The 21,073-nt window shown below is 69.3% G+C and carries 21 protein-coding genes and 1 pseudogene; 13 read left to right on the top strand and 9 right to left on the bottom strand.

The genetic code is table 11. The annotated features are described in order from the left end of the window. Window positions 1–296: 296 nt before the first annotated feature. The 3 genes from gltB to AB0M67_RS03800 all read left to right on the top strand — a co-directional run bounded on the left by gltB (window position 297) and on the right by AB0M67_RS03800 (window position 7,261). Entirely contained in the window at window positions 297–4,856 is a 4,560-nt protein-coding gene (gltB, locus tag AB0M67_RS03810) for a glutamate synthase large subunit (protein ID WP_365742262.1), read from the top strand. Further along, a complete protein-coding gene (locus AB0M67_RS03805) occupies window positions 4,849–6,309 on the top strand; it encodes a glutamate synthase subunit beta (RefSeq protein ID WP_365742260.1) in 1,461 nt (486 codons plus the stop codon). Before gltB ends, AB0M67_RS03805 begins: the two co-directional genes overlap by 8 nt. A gap of 208 nt (window positions 6,310–6,517) precedes the next feature. Beyond that, the gene (locus AB0M67_RS03800; protein WP_365742258.1) at window positions 6,518–7,261 is read left to right on the top strand and encodes a VWA domain-containing protein; all 744 of its coding nucleotides are present in this window, start codon (window positions 6,518–6,520) and stop codon (window positions 7,259–7,261) included. Between the two features lie 29 nt (window positions 7,262–7,290). Here AB0M67_RS03800 and AB0M67_RS03795 read toward each other — a convergent pair whose 3' ends face one another. After that, a complete protein-coding gene (locus tag AB0M67_RS03795) occupies window positions 7,291–7,950 on the bottom strand; it encodes a TetR/AcrR family transcriptional regulator C-terminal domain-containing protein (protein ID WP_365742256.1) in 660 nt (219 codons plus the stop codon). Between the two features lie 106 nt (window positions 7,951–8,056). Here AB0M67_RS03795 and AB0M67_RS03790 point away from each other — a divergent pair, with 106 nt between their 5' ends. Then, window positions 8,057–8,992 (top strand): SDR family NAD(P)-dependent oxidoreductase, encoded by a 936-nt coding sequence (locus tag AB0M67_RS03790; protein ID WP_365742254.1) that lies wholly within the window; start codon window positions 8,057–8,059, stop codon window positions 8,990–8,992. Between the two features lie 81 nt (window positions 8,993–9,073). Here the strand turns inward: AB0M67_RS03790 and AB0M67_RS03785 are convergent, their stop codons facing one another. Then, window positions 9,074–9,994 (bottom strand): SDR family NAD(P)-dependent oxidoreductase, encoded by a 921-nt coding sequence (locus tag AB0M67_RS03785; protein WP_365742252.1) that lies wholly within the window; start codon window positions 9,992–9,994, stop codon window positions 9,074–9,076. An 82-nt stretch (window positions 9,995–10,076) separates the two neighbouring features. Here AB0M67_RS03785 and AB0M67_RS03780 point away from each other — a divergent pair, with 82 nt between their 5' ends. The 6 genes and pseudogenes from AB0M67_RS03780 (at window position 10,077) to AB0M67_RS03755 (ending at window position 13,625) form a co-directional block, all read left to right on the top strand. Continuing rightward, a complete protein-coding gene (locus AB0M67_RS03780; protein WP_365742250.1) occupies window positions 10,077–10,643 on the top strand; it encodes a TetR/AcrR family transcriptional regulator in 567 nt (188 codons plus the stop codon). Between the two features lie 108 nt (window positions 10,644–10,751). Then, a complete protein-coding gene (locus AB0M67_RS03775; RefSeq protein ID WP_365742248.1) occupies window positions 10,752–11,033 on the top strand; it encodes a hypothetical protein in 282 nt (93 codons plus the stop codon). Window positions 11,034–11,220: 187 nt separating this feature from the next. Then, a complete protein-coding gene (locus tag AB0M67_RS03770; RefSeq protein WP_365742246.1) occupies window positions 11,221–11,739 on the top strand; it encodes a DUF6879 family protein in 519 nt (172 codons plus the stop codon). Window positions 11,740–11,751: 12 nt separating this feature from the next. Further along, a pseudogene (locus AB0M67_RS03765) lies at window positions 11,752–12,291 on the top strand (Scr1 family TA system antitoxin-like transcriptional regulator); the annotation flags it as partial. 166 nt (window positions 12,292–12,457) lie between these two features. Then, window positions 12,458–12,955, top strand: a complete 498-nt coding sequence (locus AB0M67_RS03760) for a hypothetical protein (RefSeq protein ID WP_365742244.1) — start codon at window positions 12,458–12,460, stop codon at window positions 12,953–12,955. After that, the gene (locus AB0M67_RS03755; protein ID WP_365742242.1) at window positions 12,939–13,625 is read left to right on the top strand and encodes a hypothetical protein; all 687 of its coding nucleotides are present in this window, start codon (window positions 12,939–12,941) and stop codon (window positions 13,623–13,625) included. The genes AB0M67_RS03760 and AB0M67_RS03755 overlap by 17 nt, the downstream gene beginning before the upstream one ends. On the opposite strand, the gene AB0M67_RS03750 is transcribed toward AB0M67_RS03755, so the two are convergent. Beyond that, entirely contained in the window at window positions 13,577–13,795 is a 219-nt protein-coding gene (locus AB0M67_RS03750; protein ID WP_365742240.1) for a hypothetical protein, read from the bottom strand. The two genes, AB0M67_RS03755 and AB0M67_RS03750, sit on opposite strands and share 49 nt — an antisense overlap. A 78-nt stretch (window positions 13,796–13,873) precedes the next feature. Between AB0M67_RS03750 and AB0M67_RS03745 the strand changes: the two genes are divergently transcribed. Beyond that, window positions 13,874–14,761, top strand: coding sequence for a helix-turn-helix transcriptional regulator (locus AB0M67_RS03745; RefSeq protein WP_365742238.1), 888 nt, complete (start codon window positions 13,874–13,876; stop codon window positions 14,759–14,761). Window positions 14,762–14,785: 24 nt separating this feature from the next. Here AB0M67_RS03745 and AB0M67_RS03740 read toward each other — a convergent pair whose 3' ends face one another. Together AB0M67_RS03740 and AB0M67_RS03735 are read right to left on the bottom strand one after the other, a co-directional pair. Next, window positions 14,786–15,007, bottom strand: coding sequence for a DUF397 domain-containing protein (locus AB0M67_RS03740; protein WP_365742236.1), 222 nt, complete (start codon window positions 15,005–15,007; stop codon window positions 14,786–14,788). Then, the gene (locus AB0M67_RS03735; protein ID WP_365742234.1) at window positions 14,985–15,824 is read right to left on the bottom strand and encodes a DUF5753 domain-containing protein; all 840 of its coding nucleotides are present in this window, start codon (window positions 15,822–15,824) and stop codon (window positions 14,985–14,987) included. The genes AB0M67_RS03740 and AB0M67_RS03735 overlap by 23 nt, the downstream gene beginning before the upstream one ends. Before the next feature lie 162 nt (window positions 15,825–15,986). On the opposite strand from AB0M67_RS03735, the gene AB0M67_RS03730 reads away from it, so the two are divergent. Then, window positions 15,987–16,475 carry an ATP-binding protein gene (locus AB0M67_RS03730; protein WP_365742231.1) on the top strand — a complete coding sequence of 163 codons (489 nt, stop codon included), beginning with the start codon at window positions 15,987–15,989 and terminating at the stop codon, window positions 16,473–16,475. A 24-nt stretch (window positions 16,476–16,499) separates the two neighbouring features. Here the strand turns inward: AB0M67_RS03730 and AB0M67_RS03725 are convergent, their stop codons facing one another. From AB0M67_RS03725 to AB0M67_RS03715, 3 genes are all read right to left on the bottom strand, one after another. Continuing rightward, on the bottom strand, window positions 16,500–17,153 hold the full coding sequence (locus AB0M67_RS03725; RefSeq protein WP_365742229.1) for a response regulator transcription factor: 654 nt from the start codon (window positions 17,151–17,153) through the stop codon (window positions 16,500–16,502). A gap of 71 nt (window positions 17,154–17,224) precedes the next feature. After that, window positions 17,225–18,085, bottom strand: a complete 861-nt coding sequence (locus AB0M67_RS03720) for an alpha/beta hydrolase (RefSeq protein WP_365742227.1) — start codon at window positions 18,083–18,085, stop codon at window positions 17,225–17,227. Window positions 18,086–18,146: 61 nt separating this feature from the next. Further along, a complete protein-coding gene (locus AB0M67_RS03715) occupies window positions 18,147–18,668 on the bottom strand; it encodes a cupin domain-containing protein (RefSeq protein ID WP_365742225.1) in 522 nt (173 codons plus the stop codon). A gap of 174 nt (window positions 18,669–18,842) precedes the next feature. Between AB0M67_RS03715 and AB0M67_RS03710 the strand changes: the two genes are divergently transcribed. Further along, window positions 18,843–19,436, top strand: coding sequence for a TetR/AcrR family transcriptional regulator (locus AB0M67_RS03710; RefSeq protein ID WP_365742223.1), 594 nt, complete (start codon window positions 18,843–18,845; stop codon window positions 19,434–19,436). 65 nt (window positions 19,437–19,501) lie between these two features. On the opposite strand, the gene AB0M67_RS03705 is transcribed toward AB0M67_RS03710, so the two are convergent. Beyond that, window positions 19,502–20,977: a histidine kinase gene (locus AB0M67_RS03705; RefSeq protein WP_365742222.1), complete on the bottom strand. Its 1,476-nt coding sequence runs from the start codon at window positions 20,975–20,977 to the stop codon at window positions 19,502–19,504. Window positions 20,978–21,073 lie beyond the last annotated feature (96 nt).

Genomic DNA, 21,073 nt, shown 5'->3' with positions numbered 1-21,073 from the left:
GGGATGCGACACTTTGCCAGCGCCATACCTGCAGCCGTTACCCAGCGGTTTCGAGTCGGTAATCACCGGGCATGAGCCGTAGGCGCCGCGGGCAACGAAGCCTGCTCCGTCTCAGCCGACCGGACGACGATCTGTCCGTCTGCGCCCCCCTTCACCGCTATGAGCGGTGTCCACATGTTGGAACAAGCTATCCGCTTCCCGAGAAGCTGCCCATCATGTAACCTGCACGAAATTTCTTGGAGGGCCAACGTCGTCCCTCGGTACTCGCATATGCCACGACGACGACGGGAGAGCCGATGCGTTTCGACGCCTGGTCGCCCATGGATGGTCGCCCCGCCCCCCAGGGGATGTACGACCCCCGTAACGAGCACGACGCCTGTGGCGTCGGGTTCGTGGCCACCCTCACCGGTGTAGCCAGCCACGCGCTGGTGGAGCAGGCGCTGACCGTACTGCGCAATCTCGAACATCGCGGCGCCACCGGCTCGGAGCCCGACTCCGGCGACGGCGCGGGAATCCTCCTCCAGGTCCCGGACGCCTTCCTGCGCGAGGTCACCGGTTTCGAACTGCCCGAGGCCGGCTCGTACGCCGTCGGCATCGCGTTCCTGCCCGCCGACGACGCCACGGACGCCGTCTCACGCATCGAGACGATCGCCGCCGAGGAGGGCCTGAACGTCCTCGGCTGGCGCGAGGTCCCCGTGGCCCCCGAGCTGCTGGGCGCCACCGCCCGCTCGACGATGCCGGCCTTCCGCCAGCTGTTCGTCGCGGACGGGACGAGCTCGGGCATCGCGCTGGACCGCAAGGCGTTCCTGCTGCGCAAGCGCGCCGAGCGCGAGGCCGGGGTCTACTTCCCGTCGCTCTCCGCCCGGACCATCGTCTACAAGGGCATGCTCACCACCGGGCAGCTGGAGCCGTTCTTCCCGGACCTCTCCGACCGCCGTTTCGCGACCGCGATCTCGCTGGTCCACTCGCGGTTCTCCACCAACACCTTCCCGAGCTGGCCGCTCGCCCACCCGTACCGCTTCGTCGCGCACAACGGCGAGATCAACACGGTCATGGGCAACCGCAACTGGATGCGCGCCCGTGAGTCCCAGCTCGCGTCCGGCCTCTTCGGCGACGAGGCGCTGGAGCGGATCTTCCCCGTCTGTACGCCCGACGCCTCCGACTCCGCGTCCTTCGACGAGGTCCTTGAGCTGATCCACCTCGGCGGCCGGTCGCTGCCGCACTCCGTGCTGATGATGGTCCCCGAGGCATGGGAGAACCATGACTCCATGGACCCGGCCCGGCGCGCCTTCTACCAGTTCCACGCCACGATGATGGAGCCCTGGGACGGCCCCGCCTGTGTCACCTTCACCGACGGCACGCAGGTCGGCGCGGTCCTCGACCGCAACGGGCTGCGTCCGGGCCGTTACTGGGTGACCGACGAGGGGCTCGTCGTGCTCTCCTCCGAGGTCGGCGTCCTCGACATCGACCCGGCCAAGGTCGTCCGCAAGGGCCGCCTCCAGCCCGGCCGGATGTTCCTCGTCGACACCGCCGAGCACCGCATCATCGAGGACGACGAGATCAAGGCGTCCCTCGCCGCCGAGCAGCCCTACCAGGAGTGGCTGGAGAGCGGCGAGATCGAGCTGTCGGACCTGCCCGAGCGCGAGCACATCGTGCACACGCACGCCTCCGTCACCCGCCGCCAGCAGACCTTCGGCTACACCGAGGAGGAGCTGCGCGTCCTGCTCGCACCCATGGCACGGGCCGGCGCCGAGCCGATCGGCTCCATGGGTACGGACTCGCCGATCGCCGCGCTCTCCGCCCGGCCGCGGCTCCTCTTCGACTACTTCACCCAGCTCTTCGCGCAGGTCACCAACCCGCCGTTGGACGCGATCCGCGAGGAGCTGGTCACCTCGCTGCGCTCCTCGCTCGGCCCCCAGGGCAATCTGCTGGAGCCGGCCGCCGCGTCCTGCCGCAGTGTCACCCTGCCCTTCCCGGTGATCGACAACGACGAGCTGGCCAAGCTCGTCCATATAAACGCTGACGGCGACATGCCCGGCATGAAGGCCGCCACGCTCTCCGGTCTCTACCGGGTCGGTGGCGGCGGTGACGCCCTCGCCACCCGCATCGACGAGATCTGCGCCGAGACCGACGCCGCGATCGAGAGCGGCGCCCGGATCATCGTGCTCTCCGACCGGCACTCCGACGCCGAGCACGCCCCGATCCCCTCGCTGCTGCTGACCGCCGCCGTCCACCACCACCTCATCCGCACCAAGCAGCGCACCCAGGTCGGGCTGCTGGTCGAGGCCGGCGATGTCCGCGAGGTGCACCATGTCGCGCTGCTCATCGGCTACGGCGCCGCAGCCGTCAACCCGTACCTCGCCATGGAGTCCGTCGAGGACCTGGTCCGCGCCGGTACGTTCATCGAGGGCCTGGCGCCCGAGCAGGCGCTCAGGAACCTGATCCACGCGCTCGGCAAGGGCGTCCTGAAGGTGATGTCCAAGATGGGCATCTCCACCGTCGCCTCCTACCGGGGCGCGCAGGTCTTCGAGGCCGTCGGCCTGGACCAGTCCTTCGTCGACAAGTACTTCAACGGCACCGCCACCAAGATCGGCGGCGCCGGTCTCGATGTCGTCGCCGAGGAGGTCGCCGCCCGGCACGCCAAGGGCTACCCGGCCTCCGGCATCTCCGCGAGCCACCGCAAGCTGGAGATCGGCGGCGAGTACCAGTGGCGCCGCGAGGGCGAGCCGCATCTCTTCGACCCGGAGACCGTCTTCCGGCTCCAGCACGCCACGCGCTCGCGCAGCTACGACATCTTCAAGCAGTACACCAGCCGGGTGAACGAGCAGTCCGAGCGGCTGATGACGCTGCGCGGCCTGTTCAACTTCGCCGCCGGCCGTACGCCGGTCCCGCTGGACGAGGTCGAGCCCGCCTCCGAGATCGTCAAGCGCTTCTCCACCGGCGCCATGTCGTACGGCTCGATCTCCCGCGAGGCGCACGAAACCCTCGCCATCGCCATGAACCAGCTCGGCGGCAAGTCCAACACCGGTGAGGGCGGCGAGGACGCGGACCGGCTCTACGACCCGGCCCGCCGCTCCTCCATCAAGCAGGTCGCCTCCGGCCGCTTCGGTGTCACCAGCGAGTACCTGGTCAACGCCGACGACATCCAGATCAAGATGGCGCAGGGCGCCAAGCCGGGCGAGGGCGGCCAGCTGCCCGGCCACAAGGTCTACCCGTGGGTCGCCAAGACCCGGCACTCCACCCCGGGCGTCGGTCTGATCTCCCCGCCCCCGCACCACGACATCTACTCCATCGAGGATCTCGCCCAGCTGATCCACGACCTCAAGAACGCCAACCCGCAGGCGCGCATCCATGTGAAGCTGGTCTCCGAGGTCGGCGTCGGCACCGTCGCCGCGGGTGTCTCCAAGGCGCACGCCGATGTCGTACTGATCTCAGGACACGACGGCGGTACGGGCGCCTCGCCGCTCACCTCGCTCAAGCACGCGGGCGGCCCCTGGGAGCTGGGTCTCGCCGAGACCCAGCAGACCCTGCTGCTCAACGGCCTGCGCGACCGTATCGTCGTCCAGACCGACGGCCAGCTGAAGACCGGCCGCGATGTCGTCATCGCCGCGCTGCTGGGTGCCGAGGAGTTCGGTTTCGCGACCGCGCCGCTCGTCGTCTCCGGCTGCGTCATGATGCGCGTCTGCCATCTGGACACCTGCCCGGTGGGTATCGCCACCCAGAACCCGGTGCTGCGCGAGCGGTTCTCCGGCAAGGCCGAGTACATCGTCAACTTCTTCCAGTTCATCGCCGAAGAGGTCCGCGAGCTCCTGGCCGAACTGGGCTTCCGTACGCTCGAAGAGGCCGTCGGCCACGCCGAACTGCTCGACACCGAGCGGGCCGTGAACCACTGGAAGGCGCAGGGCCTCGACCTGAAGCCGCTCTTCCATGTGCCCGCGCTGCCCGAGAACGCCGTACGCCACCAGGCCATCGGCCAGGACCACGGCCTGGAGAAGGCGCTCGACAACGAGCTGATCAAGCTCGCCGCCGACGCCCTGGGTGCCGAGAGCGCCGAGGCCGCGCAGCCCGTACGCGCCCAGATCGGCATCCGGAACATCAACCGGACCGTGGGCACCATGCTCGGCAACCAGGTGACCAAGAAGTTCGGTGGCGCGGGCCTGCCCGACGACACCATCGACATCACCTTCACCGGCTCCGCCGGCCAGTCCTTCGGCGCGTTCCTGCCGCGCGGTGTCACGCTGCGCCTGGAGGGCGACGCCAACGACTACGTCGGCAAGGGCCTCTCCGGCGGCCGGGTCGTCGTACGGCCCGACCGGGGCGCCGACCACCTCGCGGAGTACTCCACCATCGCGGGCAACACCATCGCCTACGGCGCCACCGGCGGCGAACTCTTCCTGCGCGGCCGTACCGGCGAGCGCTTCTGCGTCCGCAACTCAGGCGCCACCGTCGTCTCCGAGGGCGTCGGCGACCACGGCTGCGAGTACATGACCGGCGGCCACGCCGTCGTCCTCGGTGAGACGGGCCGCAACTTCGCGGCCGGTATGTCGGGCGGCGTCGCGTACGTCATCGACCTGGACGCCGACAACGTCAACGCCGGAAACCTGGGCGCCGTCGAACAGCTCGACGACACCGACAAGCAGTGGCTGCACGATGTGGTGCGCCGCCACCAGGAGGAGACGGGCTCCACCGTCGCGGAGAAGCTGCTCGCCGAGTGGGACACCGCCGTGGACCGCTTCAGCAAGATCATCCCGACCACGTACAAGGCAGTGCTCGCCGCCAAGGACGCCGCCGAGCTGGCCGGTCTCTCGGAGACCGAGACCACCGAGAAGATGATGGAGGCGGCGACCAATGGCTGACCCGAAGGGCTTTCTCACCACCGGGCGCGAAGTCGCCAGGACCCGCCCCGCCGAGGAGCGCGTCAAGGACTGGAACGAGGTCTACGTTCCGGGCTCGCTGCTCCCGATCATCAGCAAGCAGGCCGGACGCTGCATGGACTGCGGCATCCCGTTCTGCCACAACGGCTGTCCGCTGGGGAATCTGATCCCCGAGTGGAACGACTACGCGTACCGCGAGGACTGGACGGCCGCGAGCGAGCGGCTGCACGCCACCAACAACTTCCCGGAGTTCACCGGGCGGCTCTGCCCGGCCCCCTGTGAGTCGGCGTGTGTCCTCGCGATCAACCAGCCCGCCGTCACCATCAAGAACGTCGAGGTCTCGATCATCGACAAGGCGTGGGACAGCGGCGATGTCACCCCGCAGCCGCCGGAGCGGCTCTCCGGCAAGACCGTCGCCGTCATCGGCTCGGGACCGGCCGGACTGGCCGCCGCCCAGCAGCTGACCCGGGCCGGTCATACGGTCGCGGTGTACGAGCGTGCCGACCGGATCGGTGGACTGCTGCGGTACGGCATCCCCGAGTTCAAGATGGAGAAGTCGCACATCAACCGCCGTATCGAGCAGATGCGCGCGGAGGGCACCAAGTTCCGTACCGAGATCGAGATCGGCCGGGACATCGACGCGGCGAAGCTGCGCAAGCGGTACGACGCCGTCGTGATCGCCGCGGGCGCCACCGTCTCGCGCGATCTGCCCGTCCCGGGGCGTGAGCTGAACGGCATCCACTTCGCGATGGAGTATCTGCCCCTCTCCAACAAGGTGCAGGAGGGCGACCTGACGGTCTCCCCGATCTCCGCCGAGGGCAAGCACGTCGTGGTCATCGGCGGCGGCGACACCGGCGCTGACTGCGTCGGTACGGCGCACCGCCAGGGCGCGCTCTCCGTCACCCAGCTGGAGATCATGCCGAAGCCGGGCGAGGAGCGCGCCGCGCACCAGCCGTGGCCGACCTTCCCGATGCTCTACAAGGTCACCTCCGCGCACGAGGAGGGCGGCGAGCGGGTCTACTCCGTCTCCACCACCCACTTCGAGGGCGACGAGGACGGCAACGTCCAGAGCCTGAACCTGATCGAGGTGGAGTTCAAGGGCGGCAAGCTGGAGCAGAAGCCGGGCACGGAGCGGAAGATCCCGGCCCAGCTGGTCACGCTCGCCATGGGCTTCACCGGCACCGATCAGGAGAACGGCCTGGTCGAGCAGTTCGGCCTGGAGCTGGACGAGCGCGGCAACATCGCGCGTGACGCGGACTTCGCGACCAATGTGCCCGGCGTGTATGTCGCCGGGGACGCGGGCCGCGGCCAGTCCCTGATCGTGTGGGCGATCGCCGAGGGCCGCTCGGCGGCGCGAGGTGTGGACCGGATGCTGACCGGCGCGAGCGATCTGCCGGCCCCGATCCGTCCGACGGACCGTGCGCTGACGGTCTGATACGTCACCGCCTCCACCTCAACCTCCACCTCAACAAGACTCCCGTACAACGGCGTACGGGCGGTGTCGGCCCGGGGAGCGTCTCCCGGGCCGTCCCGCAGGACGCGGCGCCTGCCCCAGTCCCCGACCGGACGATGGCAGGCGCCGTGGTGCGTGACGGCTGGCATAATCGCGTGACTCGCCGCCCGTCGACCACAGAGGACCCAGCATGGTCACCGCCCCCGCCGTGTCCGGACCCGCCATCAGTCTCCGGAAGGTGGAGGAGACGGCCCCGGCGCTGGTCAGCCTCTACAAGAGCGCGGCGGTCTCGCTGACGAAGAACGGCCTGAGCGGACAGCGCGCGGCCGTCTATCTGGTGCTGGACTATTCGGGCTCGATGCGGGAGTACTACAAGGACGGCAGCGTCCAGGCCCTGGCCGACCGGGTGTTGGGGCTCTCCGCGCATCTGGACGACGACGGCATCGTGCCCGTCGTCCTCTTCTCCACGGACATCGACGCGGAGTCGGACATCTCCCTGGCCGACCACCACGGCCGGATCGACGCGATCGTCGCCGGGCTCGGCCATATGGGCAGGACCAGCTACCACCTGGCCATGGACGCCGTCATCGACCACTATCTGGACAGCGGGTCGACCGCTCCGGCGCTGGTGGTCTTCCAGACGGACGGCGGCCCGATCAGCAAACCGGCCGCCGAGCGGTATCTCTGCAAGGCGGCCGAACTGCCGCTGTTCTGGCAGTTCATCGGCTTCGGCGACCCGGAGAGCCGGCAGTTCGACTTCCTCCGCAAGCTCGACGACCTCGCCGTCCCGGCGAAACGGCGCGTGGACAACGCCGGGTTCTTCCACGCGGGCAAGGACCCGCGCGGGGTCGAGGACGCGGTCCTGTACGACCGGCTGGTCGGCGAGTTCCCGCAGTGGCTGGGCCGGGCGCGGGAGCTGGGCATCGTGACCTGAGGCCCCGGCTCCCGCTGAGCCCTCTCTGACTACGGGCCGCTCCTGGACGGGGCGAGCAGCCCGTCGATGAGCACGCGTATCTTCCACGCGGCGCGCGTCGCCCCGTCACCGCTGGTGAGCAGCGGGGCCAGCGCGTGGATCGTGGGGTAGCGCCCGGCGGGCAGTGACCGGTAGAGGGTGTCGAGCCGGGCGGCGAACGCCTCCTCCGCCTTCTCCCCCTCCTCCAGCGCGGACGAGGCGATGTACTGGCCGATCAGGTCCGCGGCCCAGGCACAGGCGGCGTCACCGATCCCGCCGGTCCGCAGCAGCCGCAGCAACTCCTCGGTGATACGCAGCGTGTGCGGGCCGGGCAGGGCGCCCGTCATACCGACGCTCGCGATGTCGTTGTGGGCGGCCAGCGCGGCCACCGCACGGTCCACGAGCAGTTCGAGCCGGGCGCGCCAGTCCCCGTCGGCGTCGGTGGGCAGTTGGACGTCCGCCACGGCCAGGTCGTGGGCGAGGGCCATCAACGCGTCCCGGTCGGGCACGTACACGTACAGCGAGGCGGGTCCTGTCTGTACGGCCTGGGAGACCCGCCGCATGCTCACCGCCTCGCATCCCAGCTCGTCCACCAGGGCGAGGGTGGCGGCCACGATCGCGTCGAGGCTCAGGGTGGTTTTCGCGGACCGGGTCCGGGGGCGGGCGGGCATGACCTCATCCTAGCTTGACGAACACCGTTCGCTAAGTGCACTCTGTCGTTGACGAACACTGTTCGTTCACTCCGGTATCGCCCGTACCCTCCGAAGGAGACTCGTCATGACCTGGGACGTACACCGCCTGCCGCGTGCCGAGGGCAAGACCTTCCTGATCACAGGCGGGAACGCGGGGATCGGTTACTTCGTCGCCGAGCAGCTCGCCACGACGGGCGCCACGGTCGTCATCGCGGGCCGCGACGCGTCGAAAGCGGAAGCGGCGACGGCCTCGATCCGCTCGCGCGTGCCGGACGGGCGCGTGCGCCATATCCCGCTGGACCTCGCCGACCCCGCCTCGATCGAGCGGAGCGTGTGCGCGCTCGACACCGAAGCCCTCGACGCGGTGGTCCTGAACGCCGGTGTCATGCTGGACGATCCACCGCGCCGCGAGACCGCCGCCGGGCATGAGCTGATGTTCGCCACCAACCATCTGGGGCACTTCGCCCTGACCGCGCGTCTCGCCCCACTGCTCCACGCCGCCCCCGCCGCGCGGGTCGTCACCACGGGCAGCTTCGCCGCCAGAAGCGAACGCCTGGACCTCGACGACCTCCAGAGCGCGCGCGACTACCGCCCCAAACGCACCTACGGGCGCTCGAAACTGGCGCAGACGCTGTTCGGCCTCGAACTCGACCGCCGGCTGCGCGCGGCGCACAGCACGACCATCAGCGTGGTGTCCCACCCCGGCGGCGCCCTGGACACCCTGACGCCGTCCCGCGCCCCACTGCACGTGCGCACCATGGGCCGGCGGCTGCGCGGTCTGCCGCTGGGACTCCTGCTCCAGGGCAAGGAAGCGGGCGCGTGGCCGGCGGTCCGGGCCGTCCTCGACCCGGCCGTGCGCGGGGGGCAGCTGGTCGGCCCCCGCGTGTTCGGTCTGCGCGGCAGGCCACGGTTCGAGCCGGTGCGCGAGCGATTCGCGGACATCGACACCGCGCGACGCCTGTGGACGGCGAGCGTCGCACTGACCGGTACGGACCCGGCCCCCGCCGCGGATCCGCGCTGAGCCCGGCCGCTTGAGCGGTCCGGCGGCGCGGCGGCCCGGCGCGCTCACCGAGCGGGCGCCCTCACCGAGCGGGCGCGGACATCAGACGGGGTAGTTGACGCCGGTCAGTTCCTCGGAGACGGTCCAGAGCCGGCGCTGCGTGGTCAGGTCGTACGACTTCGCGTTCGACTTCGCGGCCTTCGGGTGGCCGCGCATCGTGAAGAGGCCGTCGGGCCCGTAGAACTGACCGCCCGTGGCCCCCGGGTCCGTCGCGGCGCGCAGGGACGGCAGGGCGCCCATGTCGGGGCCCTGGGCCACGAGGGGGACGATGAGCTTGTCGAACAGCAGACGTACGGGCGGGTAGGCATCGCGCGCCAGGTCGGTGGCGGCGCCGCCGGGGTGGGCCGTCAGCGCGATGGTGCCGTACGTGCCGGCCAGGCGGCGCTGGAGTTCGTGGGTGAACAGGACGTTGGCGAGCTTGGACTGCCCGTACGCGCCGGTCCTGCTGTAGCGGCGCTCGGACTGGAGGTCGTCGAAGTCGATCGTCGCGTTGAGGCGGTGGGCCTGGCTGCTGACGGTGACGATCCGCGAGCCCGGGACCGGCAGCATGCGATCGAGGAGCAGGCCGGTGAGGGCGAAGTGGCCGAGGTGGTTCGTGCCGAGCTGGAGCTCGAACCCGTCCTTGGTCACCGCCTTCGGCGTCCACATCACGCCCGCGTTGTTGATCAGCAGATCGATGCGCTCATGGCCGGCACGCAGTTCACCGGCCGCGGTGCGGACGGAGTCGAGCGAGCTGAGGTCCAGCCGCTGGAGGGTGAGGGCCGCGCCCGGGGTGCGGGCGGTGATCCGGGCGGCGGCCTCCTTGCCCTTGTCGAGGTTGCGCACGGCGAGCACGACATGCGCGCCGCGTGCGGCCAGTGCGGCGGCGGTCTCGAAGCCGAGGCCGGTGTTGGCGCCCGTAATGACGGCGGTCCGTCCGGTCTGGTCGGGAATGTCGGCGAGGGTCCACTTGGGGGTGTTCATGCAACCCAATGTAGACGGCGGCAACAAAGCTGTCAATGACAACAATGGTGGCATCGGCTACATGCCTTGTAGGATGGGCGCCATGGCGTATCACCACGGAAACCTGCGTGCCGAGATGCTGGCCCGCGCCGAGACCGTCCTCGCCGAGGACGGCGTCGGGGCGCTCTCGCTGCGCTCATTGGCGCGGGACCTCGGGGTCTCGCACGCGGCACCCTCCCGGCACTTCCCCGACCGTCAGGCACTGCTCGACGCGCTCGCCGTCGAAGGCTTCGAACGGCTCGGCGCGGAACTGGAGAAGGCGGCGTCGGGCGACGGCGGGTTCGAGGACCGGCTGACGAGGGTGGCCCTGACGTACGTCGGGTTCGCCACCCGGCACCCGGCGCTGCTGGAGGTGATGTACGCACGCAAGTACCGCGACCCGGAGGACAAGGTGCGCGCGGCCTCGGAGTCGTGCGCGGCGATCCTGCTCGGCCTCTTCGCCGGCACCGACACGCCCGTGGCCGACCCGGAACGCTTCGCGGTCATCCTCCTCGCCGGCCTCCACGGCATCGCCTCACTCGCCGCGAGCGACGCGCTCCCGCCCGCGCACCACCCCGACATCCTCGCCGCCGACCTCGTCCAACTCCTCCTGCGCGGCTCCCGTGACTGAGCCGGGCACGGGAGTCGGCAGCGTCAGCTGAGACCCGAGTTCCCCTCACCCCCCGAGTCCCCCTCACCCCCCCGAGTTCCCCTCACCGCCCCGCATCGGAGACACCTCATGCTGTTCGTCGTCGCCCTCATCGGAATCTCCATACTGGGATTCGCCCTGTGGTCCTCGTGGCGCGTGACCAGACTGCGCGACCTGCCCACGTGGCGCAGATTCCTTCCCCTCGGCCTCGTGCTGCTGTCCACCGCGGCCAGCCTGCTGCGCGCCGCCGACATCCCCCAAGTCGCGAACGCTGTCGCGTTCCCCTTGATCCTGGCCGCGATCGTGGTGTCCGTGACGGAAGTACGGGCCGACAGCGGCCGGCGCGGTGCCGTCGGCCTCGGCGGGAGGTAGTCCGGGTGTTTATCCGGCGGACGGTCCGGGCTCTTTGGTCGCGCGGCAACCGAGGCATTCTTGACGGTTTGTGACGTAGGGCCGACAGTCGTGCGCAGTGGTGCAGTCCGCTCGGCAGAGGAGACCGTGATTCGGCCGCCCGCCAACATGCTTCAGTTCATCCCGCGCCCGGACAGCGAGGTCAGCAGTGGCAACCGTGGTACGTGAGGCGTTGGCACAAGCTCAGCGCTCAGCGATACATCTTGAGATGCGGGACAGTTACATGCTCGACGACCCCGCGTTCATCCGCTGGCAGGAGGGGTACCGGGAGAATCCGGACGACAGAGCGTCCTGGTGGAGACCGTGGTTGGACGTGGTGACGGAGGCGACCGGCCGAGGCGTTGTCATGCGTCGTTTGCGGGTCGTCTCCGAGCCGCTGAGTGACTATCTGCGGTACGAGTACGACGGGACGTTCACCAACGTCGCGGCGGGTGAGATCGTGCGCTGGCTCCCGCGCCCGCGAGCTCGTGACCTGCTGCTTCCGGCCTTGGACGGCTGGGTCATGGACGAACGGACTTTGATCCTGCACCACTTCAGCGGTGAGGGGCAGTGGACTGGCCCAGGGATGGAGGTCTGTCCGGACCCCGCATTGGCCAAGCAGTACGCGACGGCGTACGAGGCAGCGTGGGAGCGGGCGATTCCCCACACGGAGTACCGGCCCGTCTGACGAGCCTCAGCCATGGCCACATCCGCGTCCTCAAGTGTCCAGCAGGCTCGGCAGCTTCTCGCCGACCGTCTTGCGGAACTGCGCCGGGACGCCGGGCTCACCGGGCGTGAGCTCGCCCGGCGCTGCGGATGGCACGCATCCAAGTCCTCCCGCATTGAGAACGCCCGGACCCCCCCGTCGGCCGACGACATCCGAGCGTGGTGCCGGGCTTGCGGGGCAGAGGGGCGATCCGGTGATCTGATTGCCACCCTGCGGGCTGTCGAGGGCATGTTCGTGGAGTGGCGGCGGATGGAACGTGCGGGCCTGCGCCAGGCGCAGGAAGCCCGCTTGCCACTGTACGAACGCACACGCCGGTTCCGGTCCTACTCCTCCTGGCTCGTACCAGGCGTGATCCAGACACGTGCCTACACAACGGCGGCGCGTATGGAGCGTCAGCGCGTGCTCAGTAAGGGAGGCCGTCGCTTCGCGTTCCTCGTGGAGGAATCAGTCTTGCGCTCGGGTATCGGTGGCGCGGAAGTCATGTCCGGGCAGCTGTGTCACCTGACGAACGTCGTGACACGCACATTCCGGAGGTATCGACATGCGCACGTGCTGGCTGATGAGGGCAGATGACGGCAACCCCCAGGACGACAGCGACAGCGGCAACAAGCACGGCGGGGGCGGCTCGGACGAGGGCGGAAACACCAATGACGGTCAGCGTCCGGCGGACGGCAGCTGAGTGAGCGCCGACGAGAAGGAGGAGGCGGGCCCCCAGGGGCTCGCCTCCGCGCTGACGGAGAACGGGGCGCTGAGCCGCGACTGGCTGCCCGCCTTCGAGGGGGTACCGTGCCACCTGTTCGTACCGGACATGATCTGGCCCGGCCGCGCGGGAATGAACAGGCAGAGCGACCGCGTCATCCGCGCCGAGGACCCCGGCACGTGGTGGACCGCCGTCTACCGGGACGCGCCCATCACTACGCAGTGGGACGACGGTACGTACACCGGCCCCGGCAGGGGCAAGATCCCCTCCAGCTCCAGTTCCATGCCCACCATGGTGTGCTCCATGCTGCGCGAGCTGGACGTTGCCCCCGGTCACCGCGTGCTCGAAATCGGCACCGGCACCGGCTGGAACGCGGCGCTGCTGTCCCATCGGCTGGGCGATGAGAACGTGGTGACCGTCGAGGTCGACGAAGCGAGCGCGCGCGACGCGCGCGAGCGCCTTGAGGCGGCCGGGTAACCACCCGACGACAGTCATCGGCGACGGCGCCCGGGGCTTCCCCGACGCCGCGCCCTACGACCGCGTCATCGCCACCTGCTCCGTCGGCAGCGTCCCGCGCGCATGGACCGCCCAGACCGAGCCGGGCGGCATCATCGTCACGCCCTGGGGTCCGACGTACGGAGGGGAAGCGATTGCCCGTCTCAGGGTGGCCGACGACGGGACCGCGTCAGGACCGTTCGTCGGCTCGTCGGCGTTCATGCGCCTGCGGGCCCAGCGAACCGACCGTAGGCACGTCCGCGCGTACCTCAAGGGCCGCGACTGGCCGGCGGACGGCAGCAGAAGTATGACAGCGCTCTCCCCGGAGGAGGTGGGCGAGTGGCCTGTCATGTTCGCGATCGGCACGCGGGTGCCCGGCGCGTACCCGTGGATGGAGCCGTACGGTGACGGCTCGTACACCCTGTGGCTACGGGACACGGCCGGTACGAGCTGGGCCACGGCCGACCACGAGAAGGGGCGGTACGAGTACGAGGTCTACCAGTCCGGCCCCAGGAAGCTCTGGGACGAGGTCGAGACCGCGTTCCGGTGGTGGGAGGAGCGGGACCGCCCCGGGTTCGACCGCTTCGGGCTGACCGTGGACGCCTATGAGGAGCGGGTGTGGTTGGACTCCCCGGACACGCCTGTCCCGTGACCCGGCCCGCTCTCCAGCGGCGCGATACGGACGGTGGCCTCCCGCATCCGGTCGCTCATCGCGCCGAGAGCCCCGTACTTGTGGCCGTACGCGTCGTCGATCGCCCGCGTCAGCCGCGCGTCGTCCGGCGCGGGGACGTCGAAGGCGACCGGCCGGCCGATGCCGTCCACGCGGATGACGCCCCGGTGGAGTGTCCCTGTGGAGTCCGGTACCAGGCACCCCGCCGCGTCCCGGAGGAAACTGGCGGTATGAACCAGCGCGGTGAACCCGGAGACGCGAACGAACTGGGCGAATTCCTGCGTACCCGCCGCGCCGGCCTCGATCCCCGCCGGGCCGGGCTGCCCGACTACGGCGGGCTGCGCCGGGTGCCGGGCCTGCGCCGGGAGGAGCTGGCGCAACTCGCCCATGTGAGCTTCGACTATGTCGTCCGGCTCGAACAGGGGCGTACCCGCAAGGTCTCCCGCGCCGTCCTGGACGCTCTGGCGGACGCCCTCCAGATGACGCCGGACGAGCGCGCCTATCTCTTCGGCCTCGCCGACATCTCCCCGCCCAAGCCCGCCCGCGCGCCGGGACTCCCGGACGTGGCACCGCGCCTCCAGCAGCTCCTGGACGACATGCACGACGTCCCGGCGATGATCATCCACCGGCGCATGGACATCCTGGCCTGGAACCGCGGAGCGGTCGCCCTGCTCGTCGACTTCGACGCGCTGCCCCCGGCCCGGCGCAACATCATCCGCCTGACCTTCCTCGACGACGCGTTCCGGTCGCTGTACGTCGAATGGCCGAAGGTCGCCCGCGAGTGCGTCGCGGTCCTGCGCAACGAGTCCGGCCGGCACCCCGACGACCCGGACCTCAACGCCCTGATCGCCGAACTGAACGAGAAATCCACGGACTTCCGTACCTGGTGGGCCGACTACCACGTCGCCGGAGCCCGGCAACTGACCAAGCTCCTCCACCACCCGACGGTCGGCGACCTGACCTTGGACGTCCAGCAGCTCTCCGTCGACACCCAGGCCGATCAACTTCTGGCCGCCTACACCGCGCACGACGCGAAGTCCCACGACGCGCTGGGCTTCCTCCTCCAGTGGTCCGGAGAGTCCCGCCGCGCCCCGACCCACCGCTCCGAACCGGAGTGACGATACGGCCCCGGGTGACGCTGGTCAGGCGGGGAACTCGTCCTGCTTGACGGCGGTGATGAAGGTGGACCAGTGGTGGGTGGGGATGAGGATGGCGGGGCCGTGGGGGTTCTTGCTGTCGCGTACGGGGACGGTGGCGGGGTGGCCGTCGGAGACCTCAACGCACGCGCCGTCACCGTTGTTGCTGTAGCTCGACTTGCGCCATGCGGACAGCGCGGACGCGTCAGGAATCGTCTTCATCTTCATACTCTCTCAGGTATCTGCGGATCAGGTTGAGGGACTTGTCCTCTGGAAGAGCCAGAGATCGGGCGACATCGAAGCACTGTGTCAGCTCGATTACTCTCTTCGGCAACTCTACTGTTTCACCGGTCTTGAAGCTCTCGACGAAAGCCATCATCCCGCCGTCGCGCAGCGTGAGCAGGGTCAGGCAACCGCCAAGCATGGGGTGCGCCCCCTCGCTGAACGGGAGCACTTGAATCGTGGAGTGGAAGCGTTCGGCGGCCTTCAGCAGGTGATTGAGCTGCCTCGACATCAGCTTCGCGTCTTTCATTGGGCGCTTCAGGGCCGCTTCATCGATGATCGCCCAATAGAGGAGCGGATCAGCGCGGTCGAAGATGCCCTTCCGGCCGATACGAACGGCTACGAGGTCGTTCACCCTTTCTTCGGAGGAGCCTGGAAGAGACGTGCGGAACAACTCGCGCGCGTACTCTTCGGTCTGGAGAAGCCCTGGAATGAGGCTGCTCGTGAAAACCTGGATCCGTTCGGCCTCGACCTCCTTGCTCACAACCACCCTCCCGTAGTCGGGAATTGAGCTGTCGTGGGCCAATTCCAACAGATCGGCCAACACCCCATCGGCGTCAAAGAACGCGTCCAGCGAGTTCACCAACGCCTCGGATGGTAGCTGATCCCCCAACTCGACCCGGCCGAGATAGCTGTGCGAGTAACCACCCACCTGTTCGGAGAGCTGACGGATCGACAGGCCTCTCCGTTCTCGCAGGCGACGGACCCGCCTTCCCAGCCTCAACCGCGGTGTGAGCTTGCCTGATTCGTTGCTGAACTCCACTTCGATCGAACCTTCTTTCGCCTAAGTCGCCGTCCACAGAAGCGATTTGGTGACAGCCCGGATACGTCTCCAGTGTGCCCTATAGGGGATCGTAATGGCCACCCCTTCCCGACATTCAAACCGCCGAAGTGTGGCTATTCCGTTGGGAATTCAATAGATGCCGTGGGGTCTATTTCGCATGGCCAGAACGGAAAGGTGCTCACCATGGTGATGGAAGGCCGGCCGGACACCAGCCATCCCAACTCCCCCTACTACGGCTCCGTCGTACTGCGCTGGACCCGTCATCCGAGTTGTGTCGGGCTCGCCCGACTGGAGTTGCGCAAAGCGCTGGCCGGATGGGGGCTTTCCGCGCTGGAGGATTCCGCCGTGCTGATTCTTTCCGAGTTACTGACCAACGCCGCCCGGCACGCCCGCGTTTCTCCCGGGCGCGAGATCGAGACCCGGTATGTGCCGCGTCCCGGCGGGCTCCGTATCGAGGTGCATGACGCGTCGGACGAGCGGCCGAGGCCACGGGTGCCCGCGCCCGATGCCACTGACGGGCGGGGGCTCGTCCTCGTGGAGGCGTTGGCCGATGTCTGGGGTGTCAGTGAGCGGCACGGGCCCGGGAAGACGGTCTGGGCGCATCTCTCGCTCCCGCCGGGGGCCTCGTAGACCCTCCCCCCGGCCCCGCCCGGCTCAGCGGTCGGCGAGCAGGTCCGCGTCGTGGGCCAGGACCGCCGCCTGTACGCGGTTGGCGCAGCCCGTGGCCGTCAGGATGCGGCTGATGTGCGCCTTGACCGTACCGGCGCTCAGATAGAGCTGATCGGCGATCTCCGCGTTGGACAGGCCCGTCCCGACCAACCGCAGGACCTCCCTCTCGGCGGCGGTCAGATTCTCCGTTCGGCGCAGGGCGGCCTGGGTGTCCTTGGTGGACCGTACGTGCTGTTCCATCAACCGCCGGGTGATCCGGGGCGCCAGCACCGGTTCGCCGTTCGCGGCGAGCCGTACCGAGCGGATCAGCTCCGTGGGGCCGGTGTCCTTGAGCAGGAAGCCGCTCGCGCCGACCCGCAGGGAGCGCGTCACGCTCTGCTCCTCGCCGAAGGCCGTGAGCATCACCACGTACGTGGCGGGCGAGATACGGGCGATCTCCTCGGCGGCGGCGATCCCGTCCGTGCCGGGCATCTGGACGTCGAGGAGCGCCACGTCGATACTTCGCTCGCGGCAGGCCGCCACGGCCTCGCGGCCGTCCGCCGCCTCGGCCACGACCTCGATGTCCTCGGCGTTCTCCAGGATCAGCCGGATGCCGGCGCGCATCAGCGTCTCGTCGTCGGCTATGAGGACTCGGATCACGGCTTCATCTTAGGTCGGGAGCGGGCCACCGCCTGCTCCGGGCCGGTCACCGGACGCCCGGGCGACCTCTGTCATGCCGTCGGCCTGCCGAAGAAGTTGATCAGTTCCAGGCTCAACTGCTCCGGACGCTCCTCCGCCAGGTAGTGTCCCGCTCCGGGAAACTCGACGAACCTGATATCGCTCGCCCGGTGTTCGTTCGATGCGCGGGACATCTCCATGAAACGTCCGCCCGGTACCAGCACAGGCATGGTGAGTTTCGGGTAGTCGGCCGCTTCCTGGATGTCCTGGTGGAGTGTCCGGTACCAGCCGGCGACCGCTCGGATCGCTTCGGGGGAGTCGTACGCCCTGGCGTAGATGGCGCGGCTTTCCTCGTCGATCGCCTCAGGATCACCGGAGATCTTGTCGGCGTACCAGTCGATCATGATGCGGTACCGGCCGGTGAGCAGGCGCTCGGGGAGGCCGTCGAGCTGGTTGAACCCGAAGTGCCACGCGTTGACCTCTTCCGCCGCGGGCAGGGCCGGAACACTGGCCAGAAGCCGGTCGGGGGCTCCCGGGTCCCAGAGCGCGAGCTTCGCTGTGGCGTCCGGATGCCTGGCGGCGAAGAAATAGGCGATCCAGGAACCGACGTCCTCGCCCGCGATGTTGACCTGGTCATAGCCGAGACGCCGGACGAGTTCGTAGACATCCTGGCCCATGGTGGCCTTGTCGTAACCCGTCTCGGGCTTCTCCGAGTCGCCCATGCCGCGGTATTCGCAGACGATGACCCGGAAGTGCTCGGAAAGAGCCGGCATCATCTTCCGGTACTGCCACCAGGTGCGGGGCCAGCCCGGCAGCAGCACCAGCGGATCTCCCGAGCCGCCGCTCACATAGTGCAGTGTCACCCCGTTGACATGGGCGTAGGCGTGTTCGAAACCATTGATTCCGGTCGGCACGTCGCTGCTTCCTTTCGTTGCCGGTGCGGTCCGTGTGGGTTCCGGAGTGCGGACGGTCCGCTCAGGACGTACCGAGATCCGGCAGTTGCTCGGTGCCGTAGCGCTCCATGAGCTCGGGAATGAGAGGCGGCATGCTGACCTCCTCGACGGAGGGGCTCACACCGGGCCTGGCGGGGGCCGAGGAGCCGACCATGAGTTCCTCTATGCCACCGGGGGTGAAGAAGAAGATCATCCGGGCGGCGTGGTATCCGCGGTTGATGAAGCGGTGCCTGGTGCCGCGCGGAACGAAGAAGAACCCTCCGGCGCCCGCCTTGACCCACTCGTCCCCGTTGAGGAACTCCAGCTCGCCGGAGATGAGGTAGAAGGCTTCGTCGTGGTCGTTGTGCACATGCGGATCGGGTCCTCCGCCGGGCGGCACGGTCGCCTCCAGGAAGGTGAGGGATCCGTTGGTCTCCTCGGCTCCGACCTTGACGGTGTAGGTGTCACCGGCGGCCCAGATGTTCTTCCCCGCCGCGGGCGGCACGAAGACGGCGTTTCTCTTGGTGTACCGGGGGTCACTGGCGGAGGGCTGTATCAGGCTCACTCATGCTCCTTCTCAGCGGATCGATAGTTTTGTATCGATCGCTAGGAAACTATCGACGGGCCACTGCCGTGTCAATCCCGCGGATGAGCGGATCGCCAGGAGACGTACGTCAGTTGGGGTTCGCGCCGGCGTGTTAGCGTCGTTGGGAAACCTCTTGAAAGGTGATGAATCCCCATGCCGGGTGGCCGTCCGCGCAGCTACGACCCCGATGCCGCCTTGGACGCAGCCATGCTGATGTTCTGGACCCATGGCTACGAGGGCACCTCCGTGTCCGGCCTCACGGCGGCCATGGGGATGAGCGCCCCCAGCATCTACGCAGCCTTCGGCGACAAGGAAACTCTGTTCAGACGAGTCCTGGAGCGCTACCTCGCCGGGCCCGGCGCGTACGTGGAAGCCGCCCTGGAACAGCCGACGGCCTCGGCGCTCGTACGCGCCCTCCTGGACGCCGCCATCGACACGGTCGCCGGCGACCACACCCCGCACGGCTGTCTGACCGTCCATGGTGCTCTCGTGGGTCCTGGCTCGCGGTCCGCCCAGCAGGTCCTGGCCCGGGTCAGCGGGAACAAACTCGATCTACTGAGCCACCGGCTGCGAGCTTTCCGTGACAGCGGCGATCTTCCGTCGGATTGCGACCCCTCCGCGCTGGCAGGGCTCCTGATGACCGTCATCCAAGGGCTGGCCGTCCAGGCGGCCTCGGGAGCACCGCGGGAGGAACTACGGCGTGTCGCCGACCAGATGATGGCGTGCTTCCCCACCGGAGCGGTCTGAGAGCTCCGATGGCGCGGCTGAGCCGTGACGACACGACTTCTCCGTCATCTCAGGACGGTTCTCCGTCATCTCAGGACGGCCGTTGCCAGGAGAACGACCAGGAACGCCGCGGTGGGCAGGATGACGAGTGAGGCTGCGCAGCCCGCGCCCAGCACCCTTGGCCAGGTGAGGACTTCCGTCGACAGGGGAGGGCGGGTGCCCGTGCGGGCCGTCCGGCCGTCGGCGGGTTCGTTCGTGGGCGGTGGGGGGACGGCGAGCGGGGGCATTCCGTTCGGACGCGACGGCAGCCGGGCGGCCACCCGGAACCCGCCGTCCCGCAGCGGGCCCGCCATGAACGAACCCCCGAGCAGGGTGATCCGCTCCTCCAGGCCGACCAGCCCGCTGCGGTTTCCCGGCTGTGGGTGACGATCCGAGCCCGGCGCCGCGTTGGTGACGGAGACCTCGATCTCGCCGGCTGTGCCCGAGACCTCCATGACCTCCACGCGCGTGGGCGCCCCGGACGCGTGCTTGAGTACGTTCGTCAGTCCCTCGCGGACCACGCGGTGCAGCGACTGACGGGTGCGCGGGTTCGGATCAGCCGTGTCGGGGACCGACCAGACCAGCTCGACGCCGACGCCCGCCCGCCGGGACTCCGCCACCAGGGCGCTGATGTCCTCGCGCGTCCCCCGGCCCGCTTCAGGCTCCGATGCCACCTCCTCGCGCCGCAACAGGCCCAGGATGTCGCGCAGTTCCTCCATCGCCGTACCGGCGGTGGTACGCAGCAGTTCGGCCTGGCCCGCCAGCGGTGGCGCCTGGCGCGCGGCGGCCATTTCCAGCGCCCCGGCGTGCACCGAGATCAGGCTCAGCCGGTGGCCGAGGAGATCGTGCATCTCACCGGCGATACGGGTACGTTCCTCCATCCGCGCCGCCGCCGCGGTCAGTGAACGGGCCTGCTCCAGATAGGCGTTGCGTTCCCGCAGCAGACTGACCAGGGGACGGCGCCGCCCCAGCAGTGTCCCGGCGAGCGCGGGGAGCAGTACGAGGAGAACGGCCGAGACGGCGTTCCCGACCGCGTCCGTCAGCCAGGGACCGGGCACGATCAGGCTTCCGGCGGTCGTCAGTACGAGGGTTACCGCGCAGGCGGTCCCGGCCGCGAGCCAGGCCCGGCGGGGCGGCGTGATCCGGCGGGTGGCGGACACCACGATCAGCGGTACCAGCGCCAGCACCCAGACGTTGGGGCCCACCAGCAACGGTCCCGTGCCCAGGACCGCCACCACCGGCCGGTATCGCCGCAGCGGTATCAGGCACCCCGCGAACAGCGCCTCCAGCACGGCCAGTACCGGCCGCTCCGGCGGCAACAGCAGCAAGGGGATCAGCCCGAGGGCCGCCGCCGACACCACCGCCAGTGTTCCGGTGGCGACGGTACGGCGCGGTGCCCGGCGCGCGGCGGCCCAGCCTTCCGTCACCTCGCGCCGTACCGACCGCGCGGCGTGCGCCGTCGCGATCCCCGCGCGTGCCCAGGCCCCTCGCGTGCGCTCGGGCGGCAGCCGCCTCACGTCCATCCCCGCCCTCGCTCCTCGTACCCTCGCCCCTCGTCGGGGTCTTCGCCCAAGCCCCTGACCGGCGGATCTCCGCGTCGCCACGGTAGCGTCGGCGGC

The sequence above is a fragment of the Streptomyces sp. NPDC051662 genome (assembly GCF_040681655.1).
Classification (GTDB): domain Bacteria; phylum Actinomycetota; class Actinomycetes; order Streptomycetales; family Streptomycetaceae; genus Streptomyces.
This window is presented reverse-complemented; position numbering and strand designations above follow the sequence as displayed.

Excerpts from the sequence above, each read along its gene's own strand:
- AB0M67_RS03785 (WP_365742252.1), bottom strand. The coding sequence starts at position 9,994 with ATGAACACCCCCAAGTGGACCCTCGCCGACATTCCCGACCAGACCGGA.
- AB0M67_RS03705 (WP_365742222.1), bottom strand. The coding sequence starts at position 20,977 with ATGGACGTGAGGCGGCTGCCGCCCGAGCGCACGCGAGGGGCCTGGGCA.
- AB0M67_RS03805 (WP_365742260.1), top strand. The coding sequence starts at position 4,849 with ATGGCTGACCCGAAGGGCTTTCTCACCACCGGGCGCGAAGTCGCCAGG.
- AB0M67_RS03740 (WP_365742236.1), bottom strand. The coding sequence starts at position 15,007 with ATGAAGATGAAGACGATTCCTGACGCGTCCGCGCTGTCCGCATGGCGC.
- gltB (WP_365742262.1), top strand. The coding sequence starts at position 297 with ATGCGTTTCGACGCCTGGTCGCCCATGGATGGTCGCCCCGCCCCCCAG.
- AB0M67_RS03745 (WP_365742238.1), top strand. The coding sequence starts at position 13,874 with ATGAACCAGCGCGGTGAACCCGGAGACGCGAACGAACTGGGCGAATTC.
- AB0M67_RS03710 (WP_365742223.1), top strand. The coding sequence starts at position 18,843 with ATGCCGGGTGGCCGTCCGCGCAGCTACGACCCCGATGCCGCCTTGGAC.
- AB0M67_RS03800 (WP_365742258.1), top strand. The coding sequence starts at position 6,518 with ATGGTCACCGCCCCCGCCGTGTCCGGACCCGCCATCAGTCTCCGGAAG.
- AB0M67_RS03790 (WP_365742254.1), top strand. The coding sequence starts at position 8,057 with ATGACCTGGGACGTACACCGCCTGCCGCGTGCCGAGGGCAAGACCTTC.
- AB0M67_RS03795 (WP_365742256.1), bottom strand. The coding sequence starts at position 7,950 with ATGCCCGCCCGCCCCCGGACCCGGTCCGCGAAAACCACCCTGAGCCTC.
- AB0M67_RS03780 (WP_365742250.1), top strand. The coding sequence starts at position 10,077 with ATGGCGTATCACCACGGAAACCTGCGTGCCGAGATGCTGGCCCGCGCC.
- AB0M67_RS03775 (WP_365742248.1), top strand. The coding sequence starts at position 10,752 with ATGCTGTTCGTCGTCGCCCTCATCGGAATCTCCATACTGGGATTCGCC.